At 72.3% G+C, this 22,482-nt stretch carries 20 protein-coding genes; 11 read left to right on the forward strand and 9 right to left on the reverse strand.

The annotated features are described in order from the left end of the window. Positions 1–43 precede the first annotated feature (43 nt). A complete protein-coding gene (locus ACZ6TI_RS19845) occupies positions 44–322 on the reverse strand; it encodes a YggT family protein (protein ID WP_465346552.1) in 279 nt (92 codons plus the stop codon). Positions 323–460: 138 nt separating this feature from the next. Between ACZ6TI_RS19845 and ACZ6TI_RS19850 the strand changes: the two genes are divergently transcribed. Then, entirely contained in the window at positions 461–1,783 is a 1,323-nt protein-coding gene (locus tag ACZ6TI_RS19850; RefSeq protein WP_465346553.1) for a PQQ-dependent sugar dehydrogenase, read from the forward strand. On the opposite strand, the gene ACZ6TI_RS19855 is transcribed toward ACZ6TI_RS19850, so the two are convergent. Continuing rightward, a complete protein-coding gene (locus ACZ6TI_RS19855) occupies positions 1,770–2,228 on the reverse strand; it encodes a phospholipase (RefSeq protein WP_465346554.1) in 459 nt (152 codons plus the stop codon). The two genes, ACZ6TI_RS19850 and ACZ6TI_RS19855, sit on opposite strands and share 14 nt — an antisense overlap. 116 nt (positions 2,229–2,344) lie before the next feature. Here ACZ6TI_RS19855 and ACZ6TI_RS19860 point away from each other — a divergent pair, with 116 nt between their 5' ends. Continuing rightward, positions 2,345–2,971, forward strand: a complete 627-nt coding sequence (locus ACZ6TI_RS19860; RefSeq protein ID WP_465346555.1) for a trimeric intracellular cation channel family protein — start codon at positions 2,345–2,347, stop codon at positions 2,969–2,971. Here ACZ6TI_RS19860 and ACZ6TI_RS19865 read toward each other — a convergent pair. Next, positions 2,968–3,123 (reverse strand): hypothetical protein, encoded by a 156-nt coding sequence (locus ACZ6TI_RS19865; RefSeq protein ID WP_465346556.1) that lies wholly within the window; start codon positions 3,121–3,123, stop codon positions 2,968–2,970. The two genes, ACZ6TI_RS19860 and ACZ6TI_RS19865, sit on opposite strands and share 4 nt — an antisense overlap. Before the next feature lie 26 nt (positions 3,124–3,149). Here ACZ6TI_RS19865 and ACZ6TI_RS19870 point away from each other — a divergent pair, with 26 nt between their 5' ends. From ACZ6TI_RS19870 to ACZ6TI_RS19885, 4 genes are all read left to right on the forward strand, one after another. Further along, on the forward strand, positions 3,150–3,773 hold the full coding sequence (locus ACZ6TI_RS19870) for an NAD(P)-dependent oxidoreductase (RefSeq protein WP_465346726.1): 624 nt from the start codon (positions 3,150–3,152) through the stop codon (positions 3,771–3,773). Positions 3,774–3,794: 21 nt separating this feature from the next. Then, positions 3,795–3,938 (forward strand): hypothetical protein, encoded by a 144-nt coding sequence (locus ACZ6TI_RS19875; protein WP_465346557.1) that lies wholly within the window; start codon positions 3,795–3,797, stop codon positions 3,936–3,938. 186 nt (positions 3,939–4,124) lie between these two features. Beyond that, positions 4,125–9,608, forward strand: a complete 5,484-nt coding sequence (locus ACZ6TI_RS19880; RefSeq protein ID WP_465346727.1) for an ATP-binding protein — start codon at positions 4,125–4,127, stop codon at positions 9,606–9,608. 4 nt (positions 9,609–9,612) lie between these two features. Further along, on the forward strand, positions 9,613–10,773 hold the full coding sequence (locus ACZ6TI_RS19885; protein WP_465346558.1) for an acyltransferase family protein: 1,161 nt from the start codon (positions 9,613–9,615) through the stop codon (positions 10,771–10,773). Here ACZ6TI_RS19885 and ACZ6TI_RS19890 read toward each other — a convergent pair. The 3 genes from ACZ6TI_RS19890 to ACZ6TI_RS19900 are packed head-to-tail and all read right to left on the reverse strand — an operon-like array spanning position 10,742 to position 15,131. Beyond that, positions 10,742–11,263 carry a hypothetical protein gene (locus tag ACZ6TI_RS19890; RefSeq protein WP_465346559.1) on the reverse strand — a complete coding sequence of 174 codons (522 nt, stop codon included), beginning with the start codon at positions 11,261–11,263 and terminating at the stop codon, positions 10,742–10,744. The genes ACZ6TI_RS19885 and ACZ6TI_RS19890 overlap by 32 nt on opposite strands. Then, entirely contained in the window at positions 11,260–12,846 is a 1,587-nt protein-coding gene (locus tag ACZ6TI_RS19895; RefSeq protein WP_465346560.1) for a serine/threonine-protein kinase, read from the reverse strand. Before ACZ6TI_RS19895 ends, ACZ6TI_RS19890 begins: the two co-directional genes overlap by 4 nt. 38 nt (positions 12,847–12,884) lie before the next feature. Further along, entirely contained in the window at positions 12,885–15,131 is a 2,247-nt protein-coding gene (locus ACZ6TI_RS19900; RefSeq protein ID WP_465346728.1) for an ATP-dependent Clp protease ATP-binding subunit, read from the reverse strand. 211 nt (positions 15,132–15,342) lie between these two features. Here ACZ6TI_RS19900 and ACZ6TI_RS19905 point away from each other — a divergent pair, with 211 nt between their 5' ends. Both ACZ6TI_RS19905 and ACZ6TI_RS19910 read left to right on the forward strand, forming a co-directional pair. Continuing rightward, on the forward strand, positions 15,343–15,939 hold the full coding sequence (locus ACZ6TI_RS19905; RefSeq protein ID WP_465346561.1) for a hypothetical protein: 597 nt from the start codon (positions 15,343–15,345) through the stop codon (positions 15,937–15,939). Next, complete coding sequence (locus ACZ6TI_RS19910; RefSeq protein WP_465346562.1) at positions 15,929–16,771, forward strand: hypothetical protein; 843 nt, start codon at positions 15,929–15,931, stop codon at positions 16,769–16,771. Before ACZ6TI_RS19905 ends, ACZ6TI_RS19910 begins: the two co-directional genes overlap by 11 nt. On the opposite strand, the gene ACZ6TI_RS19915 is transcribed toward ACZ6TI_RS19910, so the two are convergent. Further along, the gene (locus ACZ6TI_RS19915; RefSeq protein WP_465346563.1) at positions 16,749–17,138 is read right to left on the reverse strand and encodes a nuclear transport factor 2 family protein; all 390 of its coding nucleotides are present in this window, start codon (positions 17,136–17,138) and stop codon (positions 16,749–16,751) included. The genes ACZ6TI_RS19910 and ACZ6TI_RS19915 overlap by 23 nt on opposite strands. Positions 17,139–17,303: 165 nt before the next feature. Between ACZ6TI_RS19915 and ACZ6TI_RS19920 the strand changes: the two genes are divergently transcribed. Then, positions 17,304–17,570, forward strand: coding sequence for a hypothetical protein (locus ACZ6TI_RS19920; RefSeq protein WP_465346564.1), 267 nt, complete (start codon positions 17,304–17,306; stop codon positions 17,568–17,570). On the opposite strand, the gene ACZ6TI_RS19925 is transcribed toward ACZ6TI_RS19920, so the two are convergent. Continuing rightward, complete coding sequence (locus ACZ6TI_RS19925) at positions 17,548–19,086, reverse strand: phospholipase D-like domain-containing protein (RefSeq protein WP_465346565.1); 1,539 nt, start codon at positions 19,084–19,086, stop codon at positions 17,548–17,550. The two genes, ACZ6TI_RS19920 and ACZ6TI_RS19925, sit on opposite strands and share 23 nt — an antisense overlap. 234 nt (positions 19,087–19,320) lie before the next feature. Here ACZ6TI_RS19925 and ACZ6TI_RS19930 point away from each other — a divergent pair, with 234 nt between their 5' ends. Further along, entirely contained in the window at positions 19,321–20,025 is a 705-nt protein-coding gene (locus ACZ6TI_RS19930; protein WP_465346566.1) for a Clp protease N-terminal domain-containing protein, read from the forward strand. Between the two features lie 337 nt (positions 20,026–20,362). Further along, positions 20,363–21,418: an LLM class flavin-dependent oxidoreductase gene (locus ACZ6TI_RS19935; protein WP_465346567.1), complete on the forward strand. Its 1,056-nt coding sequence runs from the start codon at positions 20,363–20,365 to the stop codon at positions 21,416–21,418. Between the two features lie 45 nt (positions 21,419–21,463). Here the strand turns inward: ACZ6TI_RS19935 and ACZ6TI_RS19940 are convergent, their stop codons facing one another. Next, positions 21,464–22,441 (reverse strand): LacI family DNA-binding transcriptional regulator, encoded by a 978-nt coding sequence (locus ACZ6TI_RS19940; RefSeq protein WP_465346568.1) that lies wholly within the window; start codon positions 22,439–22,441, stop codon positions 21,464–21,466. Between the last annotated feature and the right edge of the window lie 41 nt (positions 22,442–22,482).

Below are 22,482 nucleotides of genomic sequence, written 5' to 3' on the forward strand. Positions count from 1 at the left end.
CAGGTCGGCCGATCAGGTCGGCCGATCAGGTCGGCCGATCAGGTCAGCCGATCAGCGACCGGATGATCACGACGGCCAGGAAGACGACGATGAACGAGAGGTCGATGCCGACACCGCCGAGACGCAGCGGCGGCAGCACCCGCCGGACCGGCGCCAGCACCGGCTCGGTCAGCGTGTGGACGCCCCCGGTCAGGCGGGACCGGAAGCTGCCGGCCGTGGTCGGCCCGGCCAGCGCGATCGACCAGTCGAGGATGGCACGGGCGATGAGCAACACCTGGAACAGCAACAACACGAAACTCACGAGGGCGAGCACGAGGCCCATGGGTTCCTCCAGAACGGCCGGTAGTTACCCCACAACGATGCGTCGCGTTGTTGTGAATTCGCTGAGATCCGGCGTTCGTCCGGTGCCCCGTAGCTTCGAAAGTTGCGGCGCGACACTTGAAGTGGGTACAGATGCACCGTGCACACCTTCGCGCGGGCAGCGCTGACCGGCGGCCTGGTGCTCAGCCTCGCCGGGTGTTCCTCTCCCTTCTCCGGCGGGGAGGAGGTGCCCGAGCCGGCCGCGACCGTGGCCGGCGGGCCGCGGCTCGCCGCCGTCCCGGTGCGTCCGCTCGAAGACGCCGGCGAGGCGCCGTTCGACCAGCAGCGGCAGATGTTGGCGCCGCCCGGCTGGCAGGTCACCGTCTGGGCCCGGGTGTCCGGCGCCCGCCTGCTGGCCTGGACTCCGGACCGCCGGCTGCTCGTGTCGCGGCCCAAGTCCGGTGACGTCATCGAGCTGGTCCCCGGGCCGGGTGACACCGCGCCGGAGCAGCGCCCGCTGGTCGAGGGGCTGAACCAGCCGCACGGGCTGGCCTTCGACGGCGACACGCTCTATCTGGCCGAGAGCGACCGGTTGGACGCCTTCGCTTATCGCGACGGGACCCTGTCGGACAAACGGGTGGTGGCCGACGGACTGCCCGACCAGAAGAGTCCCGAGCTCGGCGGCACCTATGCGCACGCGCTCAAGAGCGTGGCGGTCGGCCGGGACGGCGAGCTCTACTTCTCGATCGGGTCGACCGGCAACATCTCGGCCGAGGACCGCGACGCGAACCCGGAACGGGCCACCATCATGCGGGTCCCGTCCGGCGGCGGGCAGCCGGAGGTGTTCGCGCGTGGCGTGCGCAACGGCACCGGTCTGGCCATCGACCCGGGTGGCGCGGTGTGGACCGCGGTGAACAACCGGGACAACATCGCCATCCCCGAGGGCGACGACAAGGGTGAGGTCCGCACCGACTATGTGAACGACCACCCGCTCGAGCCGCTCGCCCGGCTGACCGAGGGACGCGACCTGGGATGGCCGTTCTGCAACCCGGACCCGGATCTGAAGGAGGGCGCGGCGCCGAACTACACGCGGCGTCCGTTCCTGCGGGACGTCCAGACCAACCCGGACGGCGCCGAGCTCGACTGCGCCACGCTGCCCCCGGTCGAGCAGGGCATGGGCGCGCACTCGGCCCCGCTCGGACTGAGCTTCGCCACCTCCCCCGGGCTGGGCGGCAGCTATGGGGCCGGCGCCCTGGTCGGCGTGCACGGCTCGTGGAACCGCAAGCCGCCCCGGCCGCCGGAGGTGTCCTTCTTCGCCTGGCGCGACGGCACGCTCGGCCCGCAGCAGACGCTGCTCAGCGGCTTCCAGGACGAGGACGGCTCACGCTGGGGCCGGCCGGTGATGGCCGTCCAGGGCCCGGACGGCGCCCTCTATGTCAGCGACGACCTCGCCGGCGCCATCTATCGCGTCACGCCGTCATAGGCGCGTTGCCGGCGGCTCGGTAGTAGATCCACGCCAGGGTGTCGCAGCCCGGGCGCAGCAGGAAGAACACGTCGTCGCAGACCCGGCGCAGGTCGGCCAGGAACGCGGCGTCCAGCCGGGCCCGGTTCGCGGTGAACTTGCCGGCCTTCGCGTAGTTGCGGTAGCCGAAGTCGTGCCGCTTGCAGGCGAGCCGGAAGTCGAAGCCGAGCGGCCGATCCGGCCCGCCGGTGCAGCCGTCGGTGGACCAGTCGAAGTCGAACTTCGCCCAGGCGTCCGGGTGCTGCCGGGCCTTGTTCCACTCGGCGAAACTGCCGGCCGACGGCTGCGTCCAGGCCTTCAGCACCTCGCCCCGGTCCACGGTGGCGTGGGCCGGCGCCGGGCCGACGAGCAGGGCCGCGCCGAGCGCCAGGACGGGCGCGAACAACAGCCGGGATCGTGCGGACATGCGTGGCCTCCGTGGTCTCCGTGAGCAGTCAGGACCACCATGCGGCCCGGCCTGCGCCACGCGCGGCGGAGTGCGCGGATGTCCGCCGATCAGGGGAGGTCGGCGACACTGTCCGGATGCGGGCAGGCATCGTGATCACCATCCTGGAACTGGTCGGCCTCTACGTGTTCGCCACCTCCGGCGCGCTGATGGCCATCCAGAAGGGCTTCGACGTCGTCGGGATCCTGGTGCTGGCGATGCTGACCGCGCTCGGCGGCGGGATACTGCGCGACCTGATCATCGGGGACACCCCGCCCGCCGCGTTCACGAACGTCAACTACCTGGCGATCCCGTTGGTGGCCGCGGTGGTGACGTTCTTCGCCCACGCGCTGCTGCAGCGGCTGAGCTTCACCGTGCTGGTCTTCGACGCCGCGGGCCTGGCACTGTTCTGCGTCACCGGCACGCTGAAGGCCCTCGCGTTCCACCTCGGCCCGCTGCAGGCGGTGCTGCTCGGCATCACCACCGCGGTCGGCGGCGGGGTGCTGCGCGACGTCACCGCGCGAGAGACGCCCGCCCTGGTGCAGAGGGATTCCGACCTCCATTCGATCCCGGCCGCGGGCGGCGCGATCATCGTCGTCTGCGCGCACTTCGCGGGCCTGCCGATGGCGCTGGTCGGCGCGGTCGCGGCGGTCCTGGTGTTCGCGCTGCGCATCGTCGCGATGCTGCGCCACTGGACCGCGCCACGGGCCTGGAGCCGCGGCTAAGCCCAGGTGGCGCGATAGGCGGGCCAGGCCGCGCGCAGGTAGGCGCCGAACGGCACCCACCAGATGAGGTCGTTGGTGACGATCAGCACGACGGTCTGCCACGGCCACCCGCCAGTGGCGATCAGCCAGGCCAGCCCGGCCGGGCCGGGCACCTTCCCGGTCAGCCCGACGGCGCCACCTGCTCGGGCAGGCGCCGGCCGCCGGCCACCACGTCACCGCCGTGGTCCGGCGCCCCGACGCCCTGCGTGGCGAGCCGGTCGACGTCGTGCGAGCGGACCTGTCCCGCCCCGACGTGGCCGAGCTGGCCGAAGCGCTGGCCGGCGCGCACGTCGTGCTGTCCGCCCTCGGCGCGCGGTCCGGCGGTGAGGCCGGCGTCGCCTCGCGGGGCACGGCGGCGATCGTGGCGGCGATGCGGCACGCCGGTGTGCGCCGGATCATCGCGGTCAGCGCCGCGTCGGTCGCGACGGTGCCGTCGCCCGGCCGCCCGCACCCGCCGCGGCACAACCCGGGCGACGGCCCGGTCATGCGGCACGTGATCGCGCCCGTCGCGAAGCGCCTGTTCGGCCGTCACTACGCCGACCTGGCGCGGATGGAGGACACCCTGCGCGACAGCGGGCTGGCCTGGTCGATCGTCAGCCCGCCACGGCTGCTCGACCGGCGGCCGGCCCGCGCCTATCGGGTCGCGATCGACCGGAACGTGCGGGGCGGGCTGTTCATCGCCCGCGCCGACGTCGCCCGGCACATGCTCACCATGATCGACGACCCGGCCACGGTCCATCACGCGGTGAGCATCGCCTACTGAAGTCAGAAGGGCGACACGCTGGTGCGGCTGGGCGACGTCTTCGCCGACGCGGGCGACCCGGTGCAGGCCCGCACGGCGTGGCAGCGGGCCGTGTCGCTGCTGGAGAATCTCGGCCCCGAACACGCCGAGATCGTCCGGAGGAAGCTGGCCACCCATCGAATTTGAGCGAAATTTACAAGCCCTGTTGTGGGTATCCTACAAAACCTGGCCCGGCGTCTTCCTCATCCCCCCTCTCGATTTGCTCGCCCGGAAGGGTGGACGATCGTGGACATGTCACCGTTGGGCGCCCGCTTCACCTCCGATGATGAAGATCAGCCCGACGCCCGCCCGCCGGAGACGAGGTTCAGCCAGTTGTTCAGTCGTATCGCCATCGTCAACCGTGGTGAGGCCGCCATGCGGCTCATCCACGCCGTCCGCGAGCTGGCCGCGGAGACCGGCAGGCCGATCGAGACGGTCGCGCTGCACACCGACGTCGACCGCACCGCCACCTTCGTGCGGGAGGCGGACATCGCCTACGACCTCGGTCCGGCGGCCGCTCGGCCGTACCTGGATCTGAAGGTCCTGGAGCGCGCCCTGGTCGAGACCGGCGCCGACGCGGCCTGGGTGGGCTGGGGTTTCGTCGCGGAGGACCCGGCCTTCGCCGAGCTGTGCGACAAGGTCGGGGTGGCCTTCGTCGGGCCCAGCCCGGAGGCGATGGCCAAGCTCGGCGACAAGATCGGCGCGAAGCTGATCGCCGAGGAGGTCGGCGTGCCGGTCGCGCCGTGGAGCCGCGGCTCGGTGGACAGCCTGGAGGCCGCCCTGGCCTCGGCCGCCGAGGTGGGCTACCCGCTGATGCTCAAGGCGACCGCGGGCGGTGGCGGCCGGGGCATCCGGGTGATCCGCAGCGACGACGAGCTGGCCGACGCCTTCGAGCGCACCAGCCAGGAGGCCGCGCGGGCGTTCGGCAGCGCGGTGGTGTTCCTGGAGCGGCTGGTCACCGGCGCCCGGCACGTCGAGGTGCAGGTGATCGCCGACGGCCAGGGCACGGCCTGGGCGCTCGGCGTGCGGGACTGCTCGATCCAGCGGCGCAACCAGAAGGTGATCGAGGAGTCGTCCTCGCCGGTGCTCGGCGCGGAGCAGGCGGCCGAGCTGAAGGCGTCGGCCGAGCGGCTGTGCGTCGCGGTGGGCTACCGCGGCGCGGCGACCGTGGAGTTCCTCTATCGCCCGAGCGACCGGATGCTGGCCTTCCTCGAGGTCAACACGCGGTTGCAGGTCGAGCACCCGATCACCGAGTCGACCACCGGGTTCGACCTGGTCAAGGCCCAGTTGCACGTGGCGTCCGGCGGACGGCTCGAGGGTGAGCGGCCGATCGAGCGCGGGCACGCCATCGAGGCGCGGCTCAATGCCGAGGACCCGGATCGCGACTTCACCCCCTCCCCCGGCCGCATCGCGCTGCTCGACCTGCCGGCCGGACCGGGCATCCGGGTGGACACCGGGGTCAGCGAGGGCGACAGCATCCCGGCCGACTTCGACTCGATGATCGCCAAGGTCATCGCGTACGGGCACGACCGGGACGAGGCGCTCGCCCGCCTGCGCCGGGCGATGGCGCAGACCACGGTGATCATCGAGGGTGGCGCGACCAACAAGAGCTTCGTGCTCGACCTGCTCGACCAGCCGGAGGTGATCGACGGCAGCGCGGACACCGGCTGGATCGACCGGGTCCGGGGCGAGGGCCGGCTGGTGTCACACCGGCACTCCACCGTCGCCGTCGCGGTCGCCGCCATCGAGGCGTACGAGGAACAGGAGCGCGCCGAGCGCCAGCACCTGCTGCAGACCGCGTACGGCGGGCGCCCGCAGGTGCGGCACGAGAGCGGCCGCCCCCTCGACCTCAAGCTCCGCGGCGCGTCCTACCGGGTGCGCGTGGCCCGGGTCGGCGCCCACCGCTTCCGGGTCGCCGTCGAGGCCGGCGGCAACGCCCGCACCGCCGACGTCGAGCTGGACCGCTTCGACCGGCACACCGGGCAGGCGCTGGTCGACGGCACGCGTTACCGGCTGCTGGCCCACGTGCACGGCCCGATCCACGTGGTCGAGGTGGACGGCGTCACCCACCGGGTCAGCCGGGACGAGGGCGGCGTCCTGCGCTCGCCGATGCCCGCTCTGGTGGTCGCCACCCCGCTGGCGATCGGCGCCGTGGTCGAGGCGGACGCGCCGGTCCTGGTGCTGGAGAGCATGAAGATGGAGACGGTGCTGCGGGCGCCGTTCAAGGCCCGGCTCAAGGAATGCTCGGTCGCGGTCGGCAGCAAGGTGGAGACCGGCGCGCCGCTGCTGCGGCTGGAACCGGTCGGCGACGGCTCGGCCGAGCAGGCCACCGCGGCGAGCCAGGCGGTCGAGCTCGACCTGCCGCCCGCACCCGGGGCCCGGCCGGCCTGGCAGCGTGCCCGGCGCGGGCAGGAGGACCTGCGCAGCCGCCTGCTCGGCTTCGACGCCGACCTGAGCGACGAGCGCCGCGGGCTCAGCGACTACCGCGAGGCGCGCAAGTCCGCGGCGGAGGCCGGCCACCGCCAGCTGGCCGAGGAGATCGCGCTGATCGACGTCTTCACCGACCTCGCCGAGCTGACCCGCAACCGGCCGACCGGCGAGGACGGCGACGGCGACGGCGACCGGCACGTGCACAGCCCCCGCGAGTTCTTCCACACCTATCTGCAGAGCCTCGACGTGGAGCGGGCCGGGCTGCCGGACCGGTTCCAGGCCAAGCTGTCCAAGGCCCTGGCCAACTACGGCGTCACCGAGCTGGAACGCACGCCCGAGCTCGAGGCCGCGGTGTTCCGGATCTTCCTGGCCCAGCAGCGGGCGTCCACCGACGCCGCGGTCGTTGCGGCGCTGCTGCGCGAGTGGCTGCGCGAGCCGCCGCCCGAGGAGACGCTGCGCGAGTCCGCCGGGCTCGCGGTGGAGCGGCTGGTGGCGGCCACCCAGGTGCGTTTCCCGGCGGTCGCCGACCTGGCCCGCGGCGTGGCGTTCACCTGGTTCGCCCAGCCGTTCCTGCTGCGCGACCGGGCCCGGGTCTATGCGCAGGTCCGCAAACACCTGCGCCACCTGGACGAGCAGCCGGACGCGCCGGACCGCGCCGACCGGATCGCCGAGATGGTGCGCACCACCGAGCCGCTGGTCCGGCTCCTCGGCCAGCGGCTGATCCGCGCCGACCTGGACAACTCGGTGATGCTCGAGGTGCTGACCCGGCGTTACTACGGCAACAAGGGCCTCACCGGCGTGCGGACGGTCGAGGCCGCCGGCAGCTCCTTCGTGGTCGCCGAGCGGGACGGATCGCACCTGGTCACCACCGCGGTGCAGATCGGCCGGCTGGGCGATGCGCTGCGCGGCCTGGGCGAGCTCGCGGCCGGGACGGCGGCCGTCGACGCGGACGTCTATCTGGGCTGGGAGCGGCAGCCGGAGGACTCCGAGGCGATGGCCGCCTCGCTGGGCCAGGTCGTCGCCGCGCATCCGCTGCCGCCGCAGGTGCGCAGGCTCACCCTCACCGTCGCGGGCCGGGGCGGAGCGGTGATGCATCACCACTTCACCTTCAGCGCGGTGGAGGGTGGTGGCATGGCCGAGGAGCGGCTGATCCGCGGCCTGCACCCGTACATCGCCCAGCGGATGCAGCTGGAGCGGCTGAGCAAGTTCGACCTGACCCGGCTGCCGTCCTCGGACGAGGAGGTCTACCTCTTCCAGTGCGTCGCGCGGGAGAACCGGTCCGACGAGCATTTGGCCGCGTTCGCCCAGGTGCGTGACCTCACCCCGCTGCGCGACCAGGACGGCCGGATGGTCGCCCTGCCCACCGCCGAAGAGGTCATCTCCACCTGCGTCGACTCGATCCGGCGCGCACAGTCCCGCCGCCCGTCCAAGAACAAGTTCAACACCAACCGCATCGTCCTGTACGTGTGGCCGCCCAGCGACCTGACCCGGGAGGAGCTGGAGATCCTGTCCCGGCGGGTGCTCCCGGGCACGGCCGGCGCCGGGCTCGAGGAGATCCTGTTCATCGGCCGGGTGCGCGACCGGGACACCGGCGTGCTGACCAAGACCGCGATGCGCATCTCGTTCGACGCGAGCGGCGGCACCCGGCTCACCTTCCGGGCGCCGTCCGACGAGCCGGTCGAGCCGCTCGACGACTACCGCCGCAAGGTGCTGCGGGCGAGCAGCCGCAACACGGTCTACCCGTACGAGCTGACCGGCCTGCTCGGCGCCTTCGCCGAGCACGACCTGGACGACGGGCACCGGCTGGTGCCGGTGGACCGCCCGAAGGGCAACAACACCGCGGCGATCGTCGCCGGCGTGGTGACCACCCCGACCGGCCGGCACCCGGACGGCATCACCCGGGTGGTGCTGCTCGGCGACCCGACCAAGGCGCTCGGCGCGCTCTCCGAGCCGGAGTGCCGCCGGGTGATCGCCGCCCTCGACCTGGCCGAGCGGATGCGGGTGCCGCTGGAGTGGTACGCGCTCTCCGCCGGCGCCCGGATCTCGATGGAGTCGGGCACCGAGAACATGGACTGGGTGGCCGCCGCGCTCAAGCGGATCGTCGAGTTCACCCAGGACGGCGGCGAGATCAACATCGTGGTCGCGGGCATCAACGTCGGGGCGCAGCCCTATTGGAACGCCGAGGCGACGATGCTCATGCACACCAAGGGCATCCTGGTGATGACACCGGACTCGGCGATGGTGCTGACCGGCAAGCAGTCGCTGGACTTCTCCGGCGGCGTGTCGGCCGAGGACAACTTCGGCATCGGCGGCTACGACCGGGTGATGGGCCCGAACGGGCAGGCGCAGTATTGGGCGCCGGACCTGATCTCCGCCCGCGACGTGTTGATGGCGCACTACGAGCACACCTATGTGGCGCCGGGCGAGACCGGGCCGCGGCCGACCACCACCACCGACCCGGTGGACCGGGACGTGTCGAGCTTCCCGCACACCGTGGCCGGCAGCGACTTCAGCACCGTCGGGCAGATCTTCTCGGCCGCGCACAATCCGGACCGCAAGAAGGCGTTCGACATCCGTACCGTGATGAAGGCTCTGTCCGACCAGGATCATCCGGTGCTGGAGCGCTGGGCGGGGATGGCCGACGCGGAGACCGCGGTGGTGCAGGACGTGCACCTCGGCGGGGTGCCGGTGTGCCTGCTCGGCATCGAGTCGCAGACCGTGCCGCGGCGTGGCTTCCCGCCCACCGACGGGCCGGACACCTACACGGCGGGCACGCTGTTCCCGCGGTCGTCGAAGAAGGCGGCCCGGGCGATCAACGCGGCCAGCGGCAACCGACCGCTGGTGGTGCTGGCCAACCTGTCCGGCTTCGACGGCTCGCCGGAGTCGATGCGCAAGCTGCAGCTGGAATACGGCGCCGAGATCGGCCGGGCGATCGTGAACTTCCGCGGCCCGATCGTGTTCTGCGTGATCTCCCGCTACCACGGCGGCGCGTTCGTGGTGTTCTCCAAGGCGCTGAACCCGAACATGACCGTGCTCGCGCTGGAGGGCTCGTTCGCGTCGGTGCTCGGCGGCGCGCCGGCCGCGGCGGTGGTGTTCGCCGGCGAGGTGAACGCACGCACGGCGGCCGACCCGCGGGTCCGCGAGCAGGAGAGCAGGGCAGCGGAGGCCAGCGGCGGCGACCGCGCGGCGCTGTCCGCGGAGCTGGACGAACTGCGCACCTCGGTGCGGGTGGAGAAGCTCGGCGAGGTGGCCACCGAGTTCGACCGGGTGCACAGCATCCGCCGGGCCGTCGAGGTGGGCTCGGTGGACGCGGTGATCAGCGCCGCCGAGCTGCGGCCCCGGATCATCGAGGCGGTGAACTCCGCGGGCTCGCGGGCCGTGATGTAGGGATGTGAGCAACTCCGCCGCTGTCGTCGTCCGCGCGCCTGCCCGCCCGGACGGCAGCCCGGCCACCCCGCGGGTGGCCGGGCTGGACGGATTGCGCGGCCTGTGTGCGCTGTACGTGCTGCTGTTCCACTGCTGGGCGTACACCTTCAAGGGGTTCCCGAAGAGCTCCGGTCCCGCCTGGCTGGACTGGCTCGGGTTCGGCCGCCTCGCGGTGGTGTTCTTCCTGATCCTGTCCGGCTTCTCCCTCGCGGCATCCGCGGCCGCCCACGGCTGGCGGCTCGGCGGCGTGCGCGGGTTCGCCCGGCGGCGGGCCTGGCGGATCCTGCCGCCGTACTGGGCGGCCCTGGTGTTCTCCCTGGTCATCGCGTGGACGGTGGTCGCGCAGCCGCACTCCGGCGGGCGGCCGGACGAGCGGTCGGTGGTCGTGTTCGGCCTGCTGCTGCAGGACGTCGTGCCGGCCCGCACGCCGAACGGCGCGTTCTGGTCGATCAGCGTCGAGGCCCTGCTCTATCTGGTGTTCCCGCTGATGATCGCGGTGTGCCGGCGGGCCGGGGTGACGGCGATGCTGACCTGCGCGACGCTGCCGGTGGTGGCGGTCAGCGTGCTGGTGGCCGGCGGCACCGAGACCGGCGAGAACCGGCTGGCCCCGCACCTGCTGCCGGTCTTCGCGGCGGGCGTCGCCGCGGCCGGAATCGTGGCGGCCGGCGAGCGGGTGCGGCGGTTGCCCTGGGCCTGGCTCGCCGCGGCGGCCGCGGTGCCGCCGGTCGCGCTGGTCCTGGCGCAGGGCTCGACCTGGACCGTGCGCAACTACTTCTGGGTGGACCTGGTGATCACGCCGGCCCTGACGCTGCTCGTGGTCGCGCTGGCCACCGGCCGCCCGGCGCCGCTGATCCGGCTGCTGAGCACCCGGCCGCTGGTGCGCCTGGGCTCGTTCTCCTACAGCCTCTACCTGATCCACCTGCCGATCGTGGTGGCGATCAGCCTCGAGGTGGTGGCGCCGCGGCTCGGCCACGGACTGACCGCGTTCGCGGTGACGACCGTCGCGGCCGGACTGGTGTCGGTGTTCGGCGCCTGGCTGTTCGCCCGGGTGTTCGAGTTCCCGTTCCAACGGCACCGTTCGTGGCCGGACCTGGTCAGGGCGTATAGAGCTGCGCCATCGCGGTGATGGTGCCGTCCGTGACGGTGACCTTGGCGAAACCCTCGGGGTTCTCCTCGAGCCAGTCGGCGAACTTCGCCGGCGTGGTCGGGCACTGACCGCCGCTGGTCGGCGAGTCGATGCACACCCCACCCTCGCCGTCGTCCCAGGTCAGCAGCTTGGGCCGCGCTGACACCGGGACGGTGACCTTGATGTGGCTGTCCTCGGTGGTCCACTCGCGCTCGCAGCGCGGGTCGTTCGCCTTGATCTTGTAGGTCCGGCAGAACTCGTCGCCGGTCATGAAGATGATCGGCTCGACGACCGCGGACCGTTCGGCGGCGTCGTAGGAGTAGACCTTGACCATCGAGGTGGCGTCGCCCTGGGTCAGGTCGGGGTAGGTGAACTGCGGCTCTTTCGATGCGGCGGGCGCGCTGCTGGGCGGGGGGATCGGTGTCTTCTCCTCGGCCCCGCAGGCCGCCGCCGAAAGGATGAGCGCGAGGCACAGAAGTCGTCGGATCACAGCGATCGGATCTCCACTCCCGAGAAGGCGGCGGAGGTGTCGCCGCTGCGGATGTCGTTGATCGCGCCGAGCACGACCTGCCCCGCCACGAGCGAGGGATCCCTGAGCGGCATGGTCAGCACCGGCGTGCCGTCGACCGAGAGCGTGGCGGACTCGTCGTGCACGTCCACGACCGCCCGGTGCCGGCTCTCCACCTGGAACGCGGTGCTCGGCGCCGTGACCTCGTCGATCATCTCGCCGTCGTCGTTCAGGCCCATCCGGACCTCCTTCTCGCAGAGCGAGACCTGGTAGCCGCTGCGGGCGACGAACCGGAACCAGACCACCGCGCACGCGCCGGGCGTGACCACCGCGGCGTCGACGGTCACCGACTGGTTGCCGGAGAAGATCTCCGCCGGGCCCTTGCACTGGTAGTCGGTCGCCAGCGAGGTGGTCGCGACGAGGCGGCCGTCGAACCGGCAGCCGCCGTTGAGATCCCGGGTGGCGAACCACTGCCCCGGCCGGTCCAGGCGGCGGTCGATGACCGTCGGCCCGTCCACGATCCGGACCAGCGACGGGGTGGCCGACGGGACCGCCGACGCCAGGCTCGCCGGGGCCGGCGCCTCCGTGTCGAACCTGGTCAGAAACAGGCCGGCCGCGGCGAGCGCGACGATCGCCACGGCGACCAGCGCCATGAGCCCGACACGCCGCCGTGGTCTCCGGTCCCCCGCCTGCTGTGCGGCCTGCGCCGCGCGGCGCAACTCGGGCTGCTGGGCGAGCGCGCCCTGCGGTCCCGCGGTCAGCAACTCCTCGAGCAGGTCGTGCGCGGTCGGCCGCTGCGCCGGGTCCTTCGCCAGGGTGCGGCCGACCAGCTCCCGGAGCGGGCCGGGCAGGCCGGTGAGGTCCGGTGGCTGGGTCAGGATGCGGGCCGCGGTGGCCGCGGCCGAGTCGCCCTGGAACGGGGTGCGCCCGGTGCCCGCATAAGCCACCACCGCGCCCCACGCGAACACGTCGGCGGCCGGGCCGAGCGTGCGGGCGGTGTCGGTGTCGAACCGCTCCGGCGCCATGTAGGCCACCGTCCCGACCATCTGGTCGGTGCGGGTGTGCTGGCTGGTCGTCTCGAACGCGCGGGCGATGCCGAAGTCGATAACCTTGGGCGTGCCCAGCGAGAACAGCACGTTGCCGGGCTTGAGGTCGCGGTGGATCACGCCGGCGCCGTGGATGGCGGCCAGCGCGGTGGCCACCCCGACCGCCACGCTGTGCAGGTTTCCGGTGGTCAGCGGGCCCTGTTCCCGGATCACCTCGGTCAGGCTCGGGCCGTCGACGTACTCCACCACCAGATAGGGCGTGCGGTGGTCGGGGTCGGCGTCGAGCAGCTCGGCGGTGCAGAACGGCGGCACCTGGCGGGCGCGGTTGACCTCGCTGCGGAACCGGCCGCGGAACTCCTCGTCGTCCGCGTACTCCGGGCGGATGACCTTGACCGCGACGAGCCGGTCGTCGGCGCGGCGGCCGAGGTAGACCGTGCCCATGCCACCCGATCCGAGCCGCCCGAGCAGGCGGTAACCGCCCAGCTCCTGAGGGTCGCCAGGACGTAGTGGATCAGACACGCGCAGGACGATACCCCGACCGCCGTCGATCCCCGCTGTCAGCTTCGCGCCACCTCGAGCTCCCTCTCTTTGAAGATCAACTCGCTGCCCGCGCAGTCGATCACGACGGTCTGGCCGGGGCGCAGCTCGTTGAACAGGATCCGCTCCGCGAGGTTGTCCTCGATCTCGCGCTGGATCGTGCGGCGCAGCGGCCGGGCGCCCAGCACCGGGTCGAAGCCCTTGTTCGCCAAGTACTTCTTCGCGGTGTCGGTGAGCTCGAGACCCATGTCCTTGTTCTTGAGCTGGGTCTCGATGCGCGACACGAAGATGTCCACGATCTGCAGGATCTCCTCCTGGCGAAGCTGGTGGAAGACGATCGTGTCGTCGATGCGGTTGAGGAACTCGGGGCGGAAGTGGTTCTTCAGCTCGTCGTCGACCTTCTGCTTCATCCGCCCGTATGCGCTCTCCTCCGCGTGCGAGGCCTGGAAGCCGAGCGTGCCCCTGCCGATGTCCCTGGTGCCGAGGTTGGTGGTCAGGATGATCACCGTGTTCTTGAAGTCCACGATGCGACCCTGACCGTCGGTCAGCCGACCGTCCTCCAGGATCTGCAGCAGCGTGTTGAACACGTCCGGGTGGGCCTTCTCGATCTCGTCGAACAACACCACCGAGAACGGCTTACGCCGCACCTTCTCGGTCAGCTGACCGCCCTCGTCATAGCCGACGTAACCGGGCGGGGCGCCGACCAGCCGCGACATCGTGGACCGGTCGTGGAACTCGGACATGTCCAGCTGCAGCAACGCGTCCTCGGACCCGAACAGGAACTCCGCCAGCGTCCGGGCCAGCTCCGTCTTCCCGATGCCCGAGGGGCCGGCGAAGATGAACGAACCCGACGGCCGCTTCGGGTCCTTCAACCCCGCCCGGGTGCGCCGGATCGCCTTCGACACGGCCCGCACCGCGTCCTCCTGGCCGATCACCCGCTTGTGCAGCTCGTCCTCCATGCCGAGCAGCCGGGAGGTCTCCTCCTCGGTCAGCTTGTAGACCGGGATGCCGGTCCAGTTGCCCAGCACCTCGGCGATCTGCTCGTCGCCGACCTCGGTCGCCCGGCGCATGGCAGCCCGCGCGCCGGCCTCGTCGATCAGGTCGATCGCCTTGTCCGGCAGGAAGCGGTCCGGCAGGTAGCGGTCGGCCAGCGTGACCGCGGTGGACAGCGCCAGGTCGCTGAACGAGACGCGGTGGTGGGCCTCGTACCGGTCGCGCAGGCCGCGGAGGATCTCGACCGCCTCGCCGTGGGTCGGCTCGTCGATGCGCACCGGTTGGAAGCGGCGAGCCAGCGCGGCGTCCTTCTCGAAGTACTTCCGATATTCGGCCGTGGTGGTCGCGCCGATGGTCTGCAACTCGCCCCGGGCCAGCATCGGCTTGAGGATGGAGGCGGCGTCGATCGCCCCCTCGGCGGCGCCCGCACCCACCAGCGTGTGGATCTCGTCGATGAACAGGATGATGTCCCCGCGGCCACGGATCTCCTTGATCACCTTCTTCAGCCGCTCCTCGAAGTCACCCCGGTAGCGCGAGCCCGCCACCAGCGAGCCCAGGTCCAGCGAGAAGACCTGCTTGTCGCGGAGGTTGTCCGGCACCTTGCCGTCGACGATGGCCTGCGACAGGCCCTCGACCACAGCGGTCTTGCCGACGCCCGGTTCGCCGATCAAGACCGGGCTGTTCTTCGTACGGCAGGAGAGCACCACCATCAGCCGCTCGATCTCGCGGTCCCGGGTGACCACCGGGTCCAGCTTGCGGTCGCGGGCGCGCTGGGTCAGGTTGTCGCCGTACTGGTCGAGTGCTCCGGTCGGCCTGATCTCGACGGCGGCGGCCGGCTCCTCGCCGCCGGCGAGCAGCTCGATCACCTGCTCGCGGATGCGCCCGCGGTCGATGCCGCACCGGTCGAGCACCGTCGCGGCGGCGCCGTCGATCTCCCGGATCAGGCCCAGCAGGACGTGCTCCGTACCGATGTAGTTGTGTCCTAGTTTGAGAGCCTCGCGCAGCGAGAGCTCGAGCACCTTCTTGGCGCGCGGGGTGAACGGGATGTGCCCCGGCTCGGCTTCCTGTGGCGCGGTGATCGCCGCCACCTCGCGGCGGGCGTCGGCGACGGTCAGACCCAGGTTCACCAGGGCCCGGCCGGCGACGCCGTCACCCTCGCGGAGCAGCCCGAGCAGCAGGTGCTCGGTGCCGATGAACGGGTGGTTGAGCATCCGGGCGTCTTCCTGGGCCAGGACGACCACCCGGCGGGCACGGTCGGTGAATCGTTCGAACACGACACTCACGTCCTCGCGGTGAGGCCCCACGCACCCCACCCGACAGACGCACGTGTGTGCGCACGGAAACGACATGGGGTGATCTGCGCTGAGTCGGAGCCTCTTGGCGTCGGGGCGGGGTCCGCGTGGGTGGCCTCGCTGCGCTCGTGCAGGCGCGCTGCCCCCCGAGACTACAACGACAGGTCCTACGATGGCCGCAGGGAGGACAGCGATGACCGGAACCAAGCGCCGACACCCCGTGCCCGACCGTGCCCGCCGGCGTGCGATCCGCGCGCTCGCCGCCCAGCTGGGGGTGGCCTATTCGGTCGCCGCGCGCCTGCTCGCCGCCCAGCCTCCCCCGCCCTCTCCTTCCGCTGTGGGCGAACACCGGCCGTTCCACGCCCGGGTCCGGGACACCCGCGAGGCGGTGGATCTGCCGCTCGGGCGGGCCGCCCACCTCACCGCCCGGTTCCGGCTCGGCGGGCCGGACTGCCGCACGGTGCTGGCCATGCTCTATGCGGTGGTGGCGCACGAGTCGCCGGAGCTGGTGCCCGCCGCCGAGGAGCTGGCCTGGGTGGCCGAGCTGGGTGAGGAGACGGCAGTCGACATCACCTGCGCCGGGCTCGACCAGGCCGCCCGGCGGCTGCTCGACGAGGACCACTGGCGGCTGTGGACCCGGGTCGAGGCCGCGCTGGCGGCCGGCGAGGCGGGCGACGACCGGCGGGTCCGCGACGTGGCGATCGTGCTCGGTCGCGAGCTGCGCACCCGGAGCCTGCGCGGCTCGCTCGACCCCGCCCGGCGCACGTTGGACGCGGCTTTTGCCTTCTGACGCCGAGCGGGTGCCGCTGCCGACCGACGCGGGACCCGGGCTCGGCGCCCAGTTGCACCGCTGGGCGTCGTCCGCGCCGATGCTCTCGCTGGTCGCGGCGTTCGGCGGCACGGCGCCCTCGTCGGCCGGACCGGCCTCGCTGCTGGCCTGGCTCGAGGACTTCTCGGCGCGGCACTGGGACTTCCGCACCGCCCGCGGGGTCGAACGGCACCAGGTCGAGGCGCCCGAGCTGAAGCCGGAGCAGCGGGCCGCGGTCGGGCGGGCGGCCACCGCGCTCGGCTTCGTCGCGTCCGAGGCGCCGCCGCTGCGCGAATACGATCACCTGCTGGTGCTGGGCGGCATGGCCCGCACCTGCGTGCTGCGCGCCCAGCACGCCGCGCGGCTCGTCAACGAGGACGGCATCCGGGCCGGCCGGGTCACGGCGCTGGGCAGCCACCGCCCGCTCGGCCCCGGCGAGGTGCTCGGAGAACCGGCGGAGTCCGAGGTGGACGCGCTCGACGTGGCGATGCGGGCCGCGTTCGGCGAGGGGCCGCGGGTGCTGGCCGCGCCGTCGAGCGAGCCGGAGAAGCGCCGGGCGAACACCGCGGACACCTACCGCTTCTGGGCCGAGGGTGCGGGCGTCGGCGCGGACGACCGGGTGCTGATCGTGACGTCGCCGATCTACGTGCCCTTCCAGCACTGCGACGCGCTGCGGCTGCTCACCCGGCCGTACGGCTGCGTGGTGCACACCGTGGGCCTGCCCGCGCCGAGCGCGCCCCCGGACCGCTATCTCCAGGAGATCCGCTCCGCGGTGCGCTCGATGCGCCGCCTCAGCCCGCTGCTTCCTGCTTGATCCGGTCGAATTGGGCGGCCATCGCGGCGCTCAGGGCGGTCGCGGCGGAGAGCGGGCGGACCATCACGGTCAGCTCGTCGATCAGCCCCTCGTCGTTCAGGTGCAGGAAGTCGCAGCCGTGCAGCTGCTTGCCGGACACGGTGGCCCGGAACATCAGGGCGTGGTCGCGACCGTCCGGGCTGGAGATCTCCCGCACGTAGCGGAAATCCTCGAAGACCCGCAGCACGCCGCGCAGGATCGCGGCGGTGATCGCCTTGCCCGGATAGGGCTGATGGGCCACCGGGCTGGTGAAGACGACATCGTCGGCGAGCAGCGCTTCCAGAGCCGCGCCATCCCGGCCTTCCGCAGCCTCGCGAAACTGTTTCATGCCGCGACGCTACAACGCCGGGGATGCATGGACGGCGCCGAGCGACTCCTTGCCGGCCGTGGCCTTAGCCCTGGGTGACAGTGACGCCGAGGCCCGGGAGCGGGCCGGCGGGAGAAGGCGGCCGCCGAGAAGCTCTCGATCCGTGAGCTGATCATCAAGGTGACCGTGCGGCAGACCTTCATCGGCGCGCCCGAGACCGTCGCGCGCACCATCGACGAGCTGGTGCAGGCGGACGCCGCGGACGGGTTCATCCTGGTGCCGCACGTGACTCCGGGCGGCCTCGACGAGTTCGCCGACAAGGTGGTGCCGCTGCTGCAGGAACGCGGCGTCTTCCGCGCGGACTACACCGGGCCGGCCCTGCGCGACCACCTCGGCCTGGCGATCCCGGAGAAGGGTGTGCCGGGCCGAGCTAGGGCGGCCCAACCAGCGTGAGCACCGATTCGGCCGGGTCGAACCCGGCCGGCATGCCGGCCGTCCGCCACGACCCGGCCTTCGACTCCGGCGGCAGCCATTCCGGCCGGAACATGCCGATCGCCAGATCGACATCTTCCAGGTGCGGCCGCAGCTCGGCGGTCACCGGCGTGCGCAGGTGCTCGGCCCACAGCCGCACCCGAAGGTCCCGCACCAGGTCACCGGTGGTCGCCACGGCGGCGTTGAGCTCGGTGTCCACGCCGGCCATCGAACGGCTGAACAGGTTCGCCGAGCCGACCGAGGCGAACCGGTCGTCCACGATCACGATCTTGGCGTGCACGGTCAGGTGCTCGACCCGCCAGAGACCGACGTTGCGCCGCAACTCGTGCGGCAGCGGGTCGATCAGCTTCTTCTGCAGGTCGGCGTTCACCGTGGCGTTGATCAGCGGCGACGACTCGGCCGGGTCACGGGTGCCGGAGCCGACCAGGATCACCTTCACGCCGCGGGCCGCCGCCGCGTGCAGATGTGGGTAGAGCTCGAAGCGATGGTCGCCGCCGGGATATTCGAAGAAGTACTGGTCCTCGATGTAGACGTACCGCTGGGCCGCGCCGATCGCCTGCACCAGCGTCAGATAGATCTCGTGCACGCCCTCCGGCGGCGCCGCGCTGTAATGCCGGCGCTCCCACGGCACCAGCGAGTCGATGTACCACGGGCCGACCGACCGCAGGATCTGGCAGGCCGTGCCGGGCGCCTCGCGGGCGAGCTGGGGCGGCGGCGGGCCGATGCCCTGGGCCACGGCCGGTGGGTTCAGCACCTGCAGGCCCTTCGCGGACGGCCACACGTACCGCCGGCGGGGCAGGCCGACCGCGCCGGTCCAGCGCATCCGCATCACCCGCCAGACGTCGGCCGCGGCCGGGCCCTGGATGATCGCGCCGGCGTCGTGCCAGCCCCAGCGGCCGCCGCCCACCTCGAGTCGCCGGTGCGGGGCCGCGTCCACCCGGTTGGCCGCATAGTCGATGCCGCCGACGCAGGCGGTCAGCTCGGTGCCGCGCCGCACCACGGTGATCTTCTGGTGGTTGGAGCCGACGCCGGAGCCGGACCAGTCGAGCAGGATGCGGCCGGCCAGCGGCGGCGGCCCGCTGCGCGGATCCTTGTCGTTGCGCCAGCGCCGCAGCCGATGCGCCGAGATCACATTTTGATGGAACGGGCCGATCGTGGGCCGGGTCAGGCTGCTGCTCACCACCGCGCCGGCCAGGATCACCCGGACGTCGACGCCGTCCATCGCGAGCCGCGCCAGCAGCTCACCCAGCGGCTCGTGACCGGGCTCCCCCGGCTGCCGCCCGGTCAGGTCCATGTCCGGCTCGAGCTGCAGACCGCAGATATAAGCCGCGTCGCCCGGCCCGAGCGAGTTGAGCAGCTCGCGCATGCGGCGCATCCAGCCGAGCCCGTCCACCACGAACTCGACCGACGAGTTGTCGCGGTGCGGCGACACGGCGGGCGAGAGGAAACGGGACACCAGGTCGTCGAGCGGCGCCATGACCACGACCATATCGACGCAGGTCGCGCATTCCTATCCCGCACCTGGCGATCAGCCGGCGCCTGCTCGGAACGGCAGTCGATCAGGCGGATCCAGGACGACCCGTTCATCCCACGAAGGAATCGGTCCGCGGCTTCGTCTGCGACGTGCACACCGGCAAGCTCACCAGGGCGCACTGAGCTGGCCGTCAACTTGGAGTTGACGGTCCGGCTTCGTCAACCTAAGGTTGACCGCATGACGACTTCCGAGATTCGCCTCGACGATCTGATCGAGAGCATCAAGAAAGCGCACACCGAGGCCCTCGACCAGCTCACCGGCGCGGTGCTGGCCGCCGACCACCTCGGCGACGTGGCGGACCACCTGATCGGGCACTTCGTGGACCAGGCTCGCCGCTCCGGCGCCTCGTGGACGGAGATCGGCCGCAGCATGGGCGTCACCAAGCAGGCGGCCCAGAAGCGGTTCGTCCCGAAGGGCGAGGCCCCGGATCTGGACGCCAGCCAGGGTTTCAGCCGCTTCACCGACCGGGCCCGCAAGGTCATCGTGACCGCGCAGGAGGAGGCCCGCAACCGCGGCAACAGCCAGATCAGCGTGGCCCACCTGGTGATCGGACTGGTGGTGGATCCGGCCGCGCTCGGCGCCCGCGCGATCGTCTCGCAGGGCGTGTCGCTCGACACCGTGCGGGAGACCGCCATCGCGACGGTGCCGGCGGCGGGCGACCCGGTGCCGGCGCTCATCCCGTTCGACCCGCACGCCAAGAAGGCTCTGGAGCTGACCTTCCGCGAGGCCCTGCGGATGAACCACAACCACGTGGGCACCGAGCACATCCTGCTGGCGCTGCTCGAGCTCGAGGACGGCACCGGCGTCCTGGCCGGCCTCGGCGTGGACAAGACCACCGCCGAGACGGCCATCACCGCCGCCCTGGCCGCGTCCCCGGCATAGCGGCGCCGACCTGGCGACGCCCCGGCCCCGGCCCCGGCGCCGAGGTCCTGGTGCCGGGGTCCGCACTCGACGCGTTCCCGGGCTGGGCGCTCGGTCTGCATCGACCCGGCCCATCGCGGGCGTGGCCTGGCCACCGCCGGCCATCGACTCCGGATCCCGGAGCCGGGCCGGCACGCGGCTGGTCCAGCTCCGACCGCCAGCCAGGCGAGCCGCGCCTTGCGGGCCGGGTCGCGCACCGCGACCACGCTCCACGGCCGCAGGCCGGCCTCTTGCTAATCCATACTTAGACTATACGCTAGCTAGGATTTGAGAGGCCAGCCGCCCAGGAGGGTTCGCCATGAGCTCCCAGTTTCTCTGGTACATCCCGAATCAAGTGCAGCCTGGCCACCGCGGCGACGATGTGGTGGCGGATCACAACACCCTGCGCACGCTGACCGGGCACGCCCAGGCGTGTGAGAAGCACGGCTGGGGCGGCGCGCTGATCGGCACCGGGTGGGGCCGGCCGGACACCTTCACCGTGGCCACCGCGCTGGCCGCGCAGACCACGACCTTCCAGCCGCTGATCGCGATCCGGCCCGGCTATTGGCGCCCGGCCAACTTCGCCTCCGCGGCCGCGACGCTCGACCACCTCACCGGCGGACGGGTCCTGGTCAACATCGTCTCCGGCAAGGACAACCTGTCCGCATATGGGGACAGCGAGGGCGACCAGGCCCAGCGCTACGCGCGCACCCGAGAGTTCATGCGGCTGGTGCGCCGGCTCTGGACCGAGGAGAATGTCACCTTCCACGGCGAGCACTTCGGCGTCACCGACTCGACCGTGGTCCCGCGCCCGGTGATCCGCGGCGACCGGCGGCACCCGCGCATCTATTTCGGCGGCGCGTCCGAGGCGGCCGAGCGGGTGGCCGCCACCGAGGCCGACGTGCAGCTGTTCTGGGGCGAGCCGCTCGACGGCGTGCGCGAGCGGATCGAACGACTCGAGGAGCTCAGCCGGCGCCTGGGCCGCGAGTACGAGCCGCTGGAGTTCGGGCTGCGCATCACCACGTTCGTCCGGGACACCACCGAGCAGGCCTGGGCCGAGGCCGAGGAGAAGGTCGCCCGGATGGCGTCCGGCGCGGCGCGCGACCCCAACCGGTTCACCGCCGTCGGTCAGCAGCGCCTGCTCGACCTGGCCGCACGCGGCGAGATCCTGGACGACAACCTCTACACCACGCCCGGCAAGTTCGGCGGTGGCGGCGCCGGCACCACCTGGCTGGTCGGCTCGGCCGAGGACGTGGCGAAGTCGCTGCGCAGGTATCAGGCCCTCGGGATCAGCCACTTCGTGCTGTCCGACACGCCCTATCTGCCGGAGATCGAACGCCAGGGCGAGCAGTTGCTGCCGCTGCTGCGGGGCTGAGACCCGGAGCCGCGCCGGCCGGGCAGCCCGCGCCCAGCGCCGCGCTCAGGCGCCGGGGCCGCCGCGGGTCCGCAACGCGGTCGGGTGCACCGAGCGTTTCGGGCGCCCGTCCGCGCCGCCCATCCGGGCGAACAGCAGCTCGGCGGCGTGCGCGCCCAGCGCGGTGGCGTCATAGGTGACCAGCGTGATCGGCTGCGGCAGCAGGTCGGCGAACTCGACGTCGTCGAACGCGGCGATGCCGATCGGGCCGGTCGCGCGCCGGTCGTGCACCGCGTGCAGCACGCCGACGCACATCCGGTTGTTGTCGGCGAACAGGGCGTCCACTGAGGACGGGGCGGCCAGCAGGTCGGTCGCCGCGGCCCGGGCGTCGCCGACGGTGTGCGCGTTGAGCCGCACCACGGCCGGGTCATAAGGAAGGCCGGCGTTCTTGAGGGCCTGCTTGTAACCGGCCAGGCGGTGCTTGCCGGTGCTGATCGAGGGATCGCCGCCGACATAGGCGATCCGGCGGCAGCCCTGCGCGATCAGGCTCGCCACCGCCTCGCGCGCGCCGCCGCGGTTGTCCAGCACCACCGCGTCCGCGGGCACGCCGGCCGGGGTGCGATCGAGGAACACCATCGGCGCCCAGCGACCCAGCTCGGCGTGCAGCTCGCTCTGGTTGTGCGCGGTCGGCACCACCAGCAGGCCGTCGACCCGGCGGCGCAGCACCAGGTCGCGCAGCAGGTCGCGCTCGCGGTCATAGCTCTGCCGGGTGCTGGCCACGACGAGCATGTGCTGGTGCCGGCGGGCCACCTCCTCGGCGCCGTCGGTGACCGCCGACCAGAACGGGTTGGCCGCGTCCTCGATGACCAGCGCGATGGTGTCGGTGGTCTGACCGGGGCGCAGGGCGCGGGCCGCCTCGTTGCGCTCGAAGCCCAGCTCGGCGATGGCCCGCTCGACGGCCGCCCGGGTCTCCTCGCGGATGTAGCGCTCGTTGTTGACGACCCGCGAGACGGTCGCCGGACTGACCCCCGCGGACCGGGCCACGTCATGCATCGTGGGCCTGCGCTGTGCCACCTCAACTCCGA

The sequence above is a fragment of the Actinoplanes sp. NPDC051388 genome (assembly GCF_055586225.1).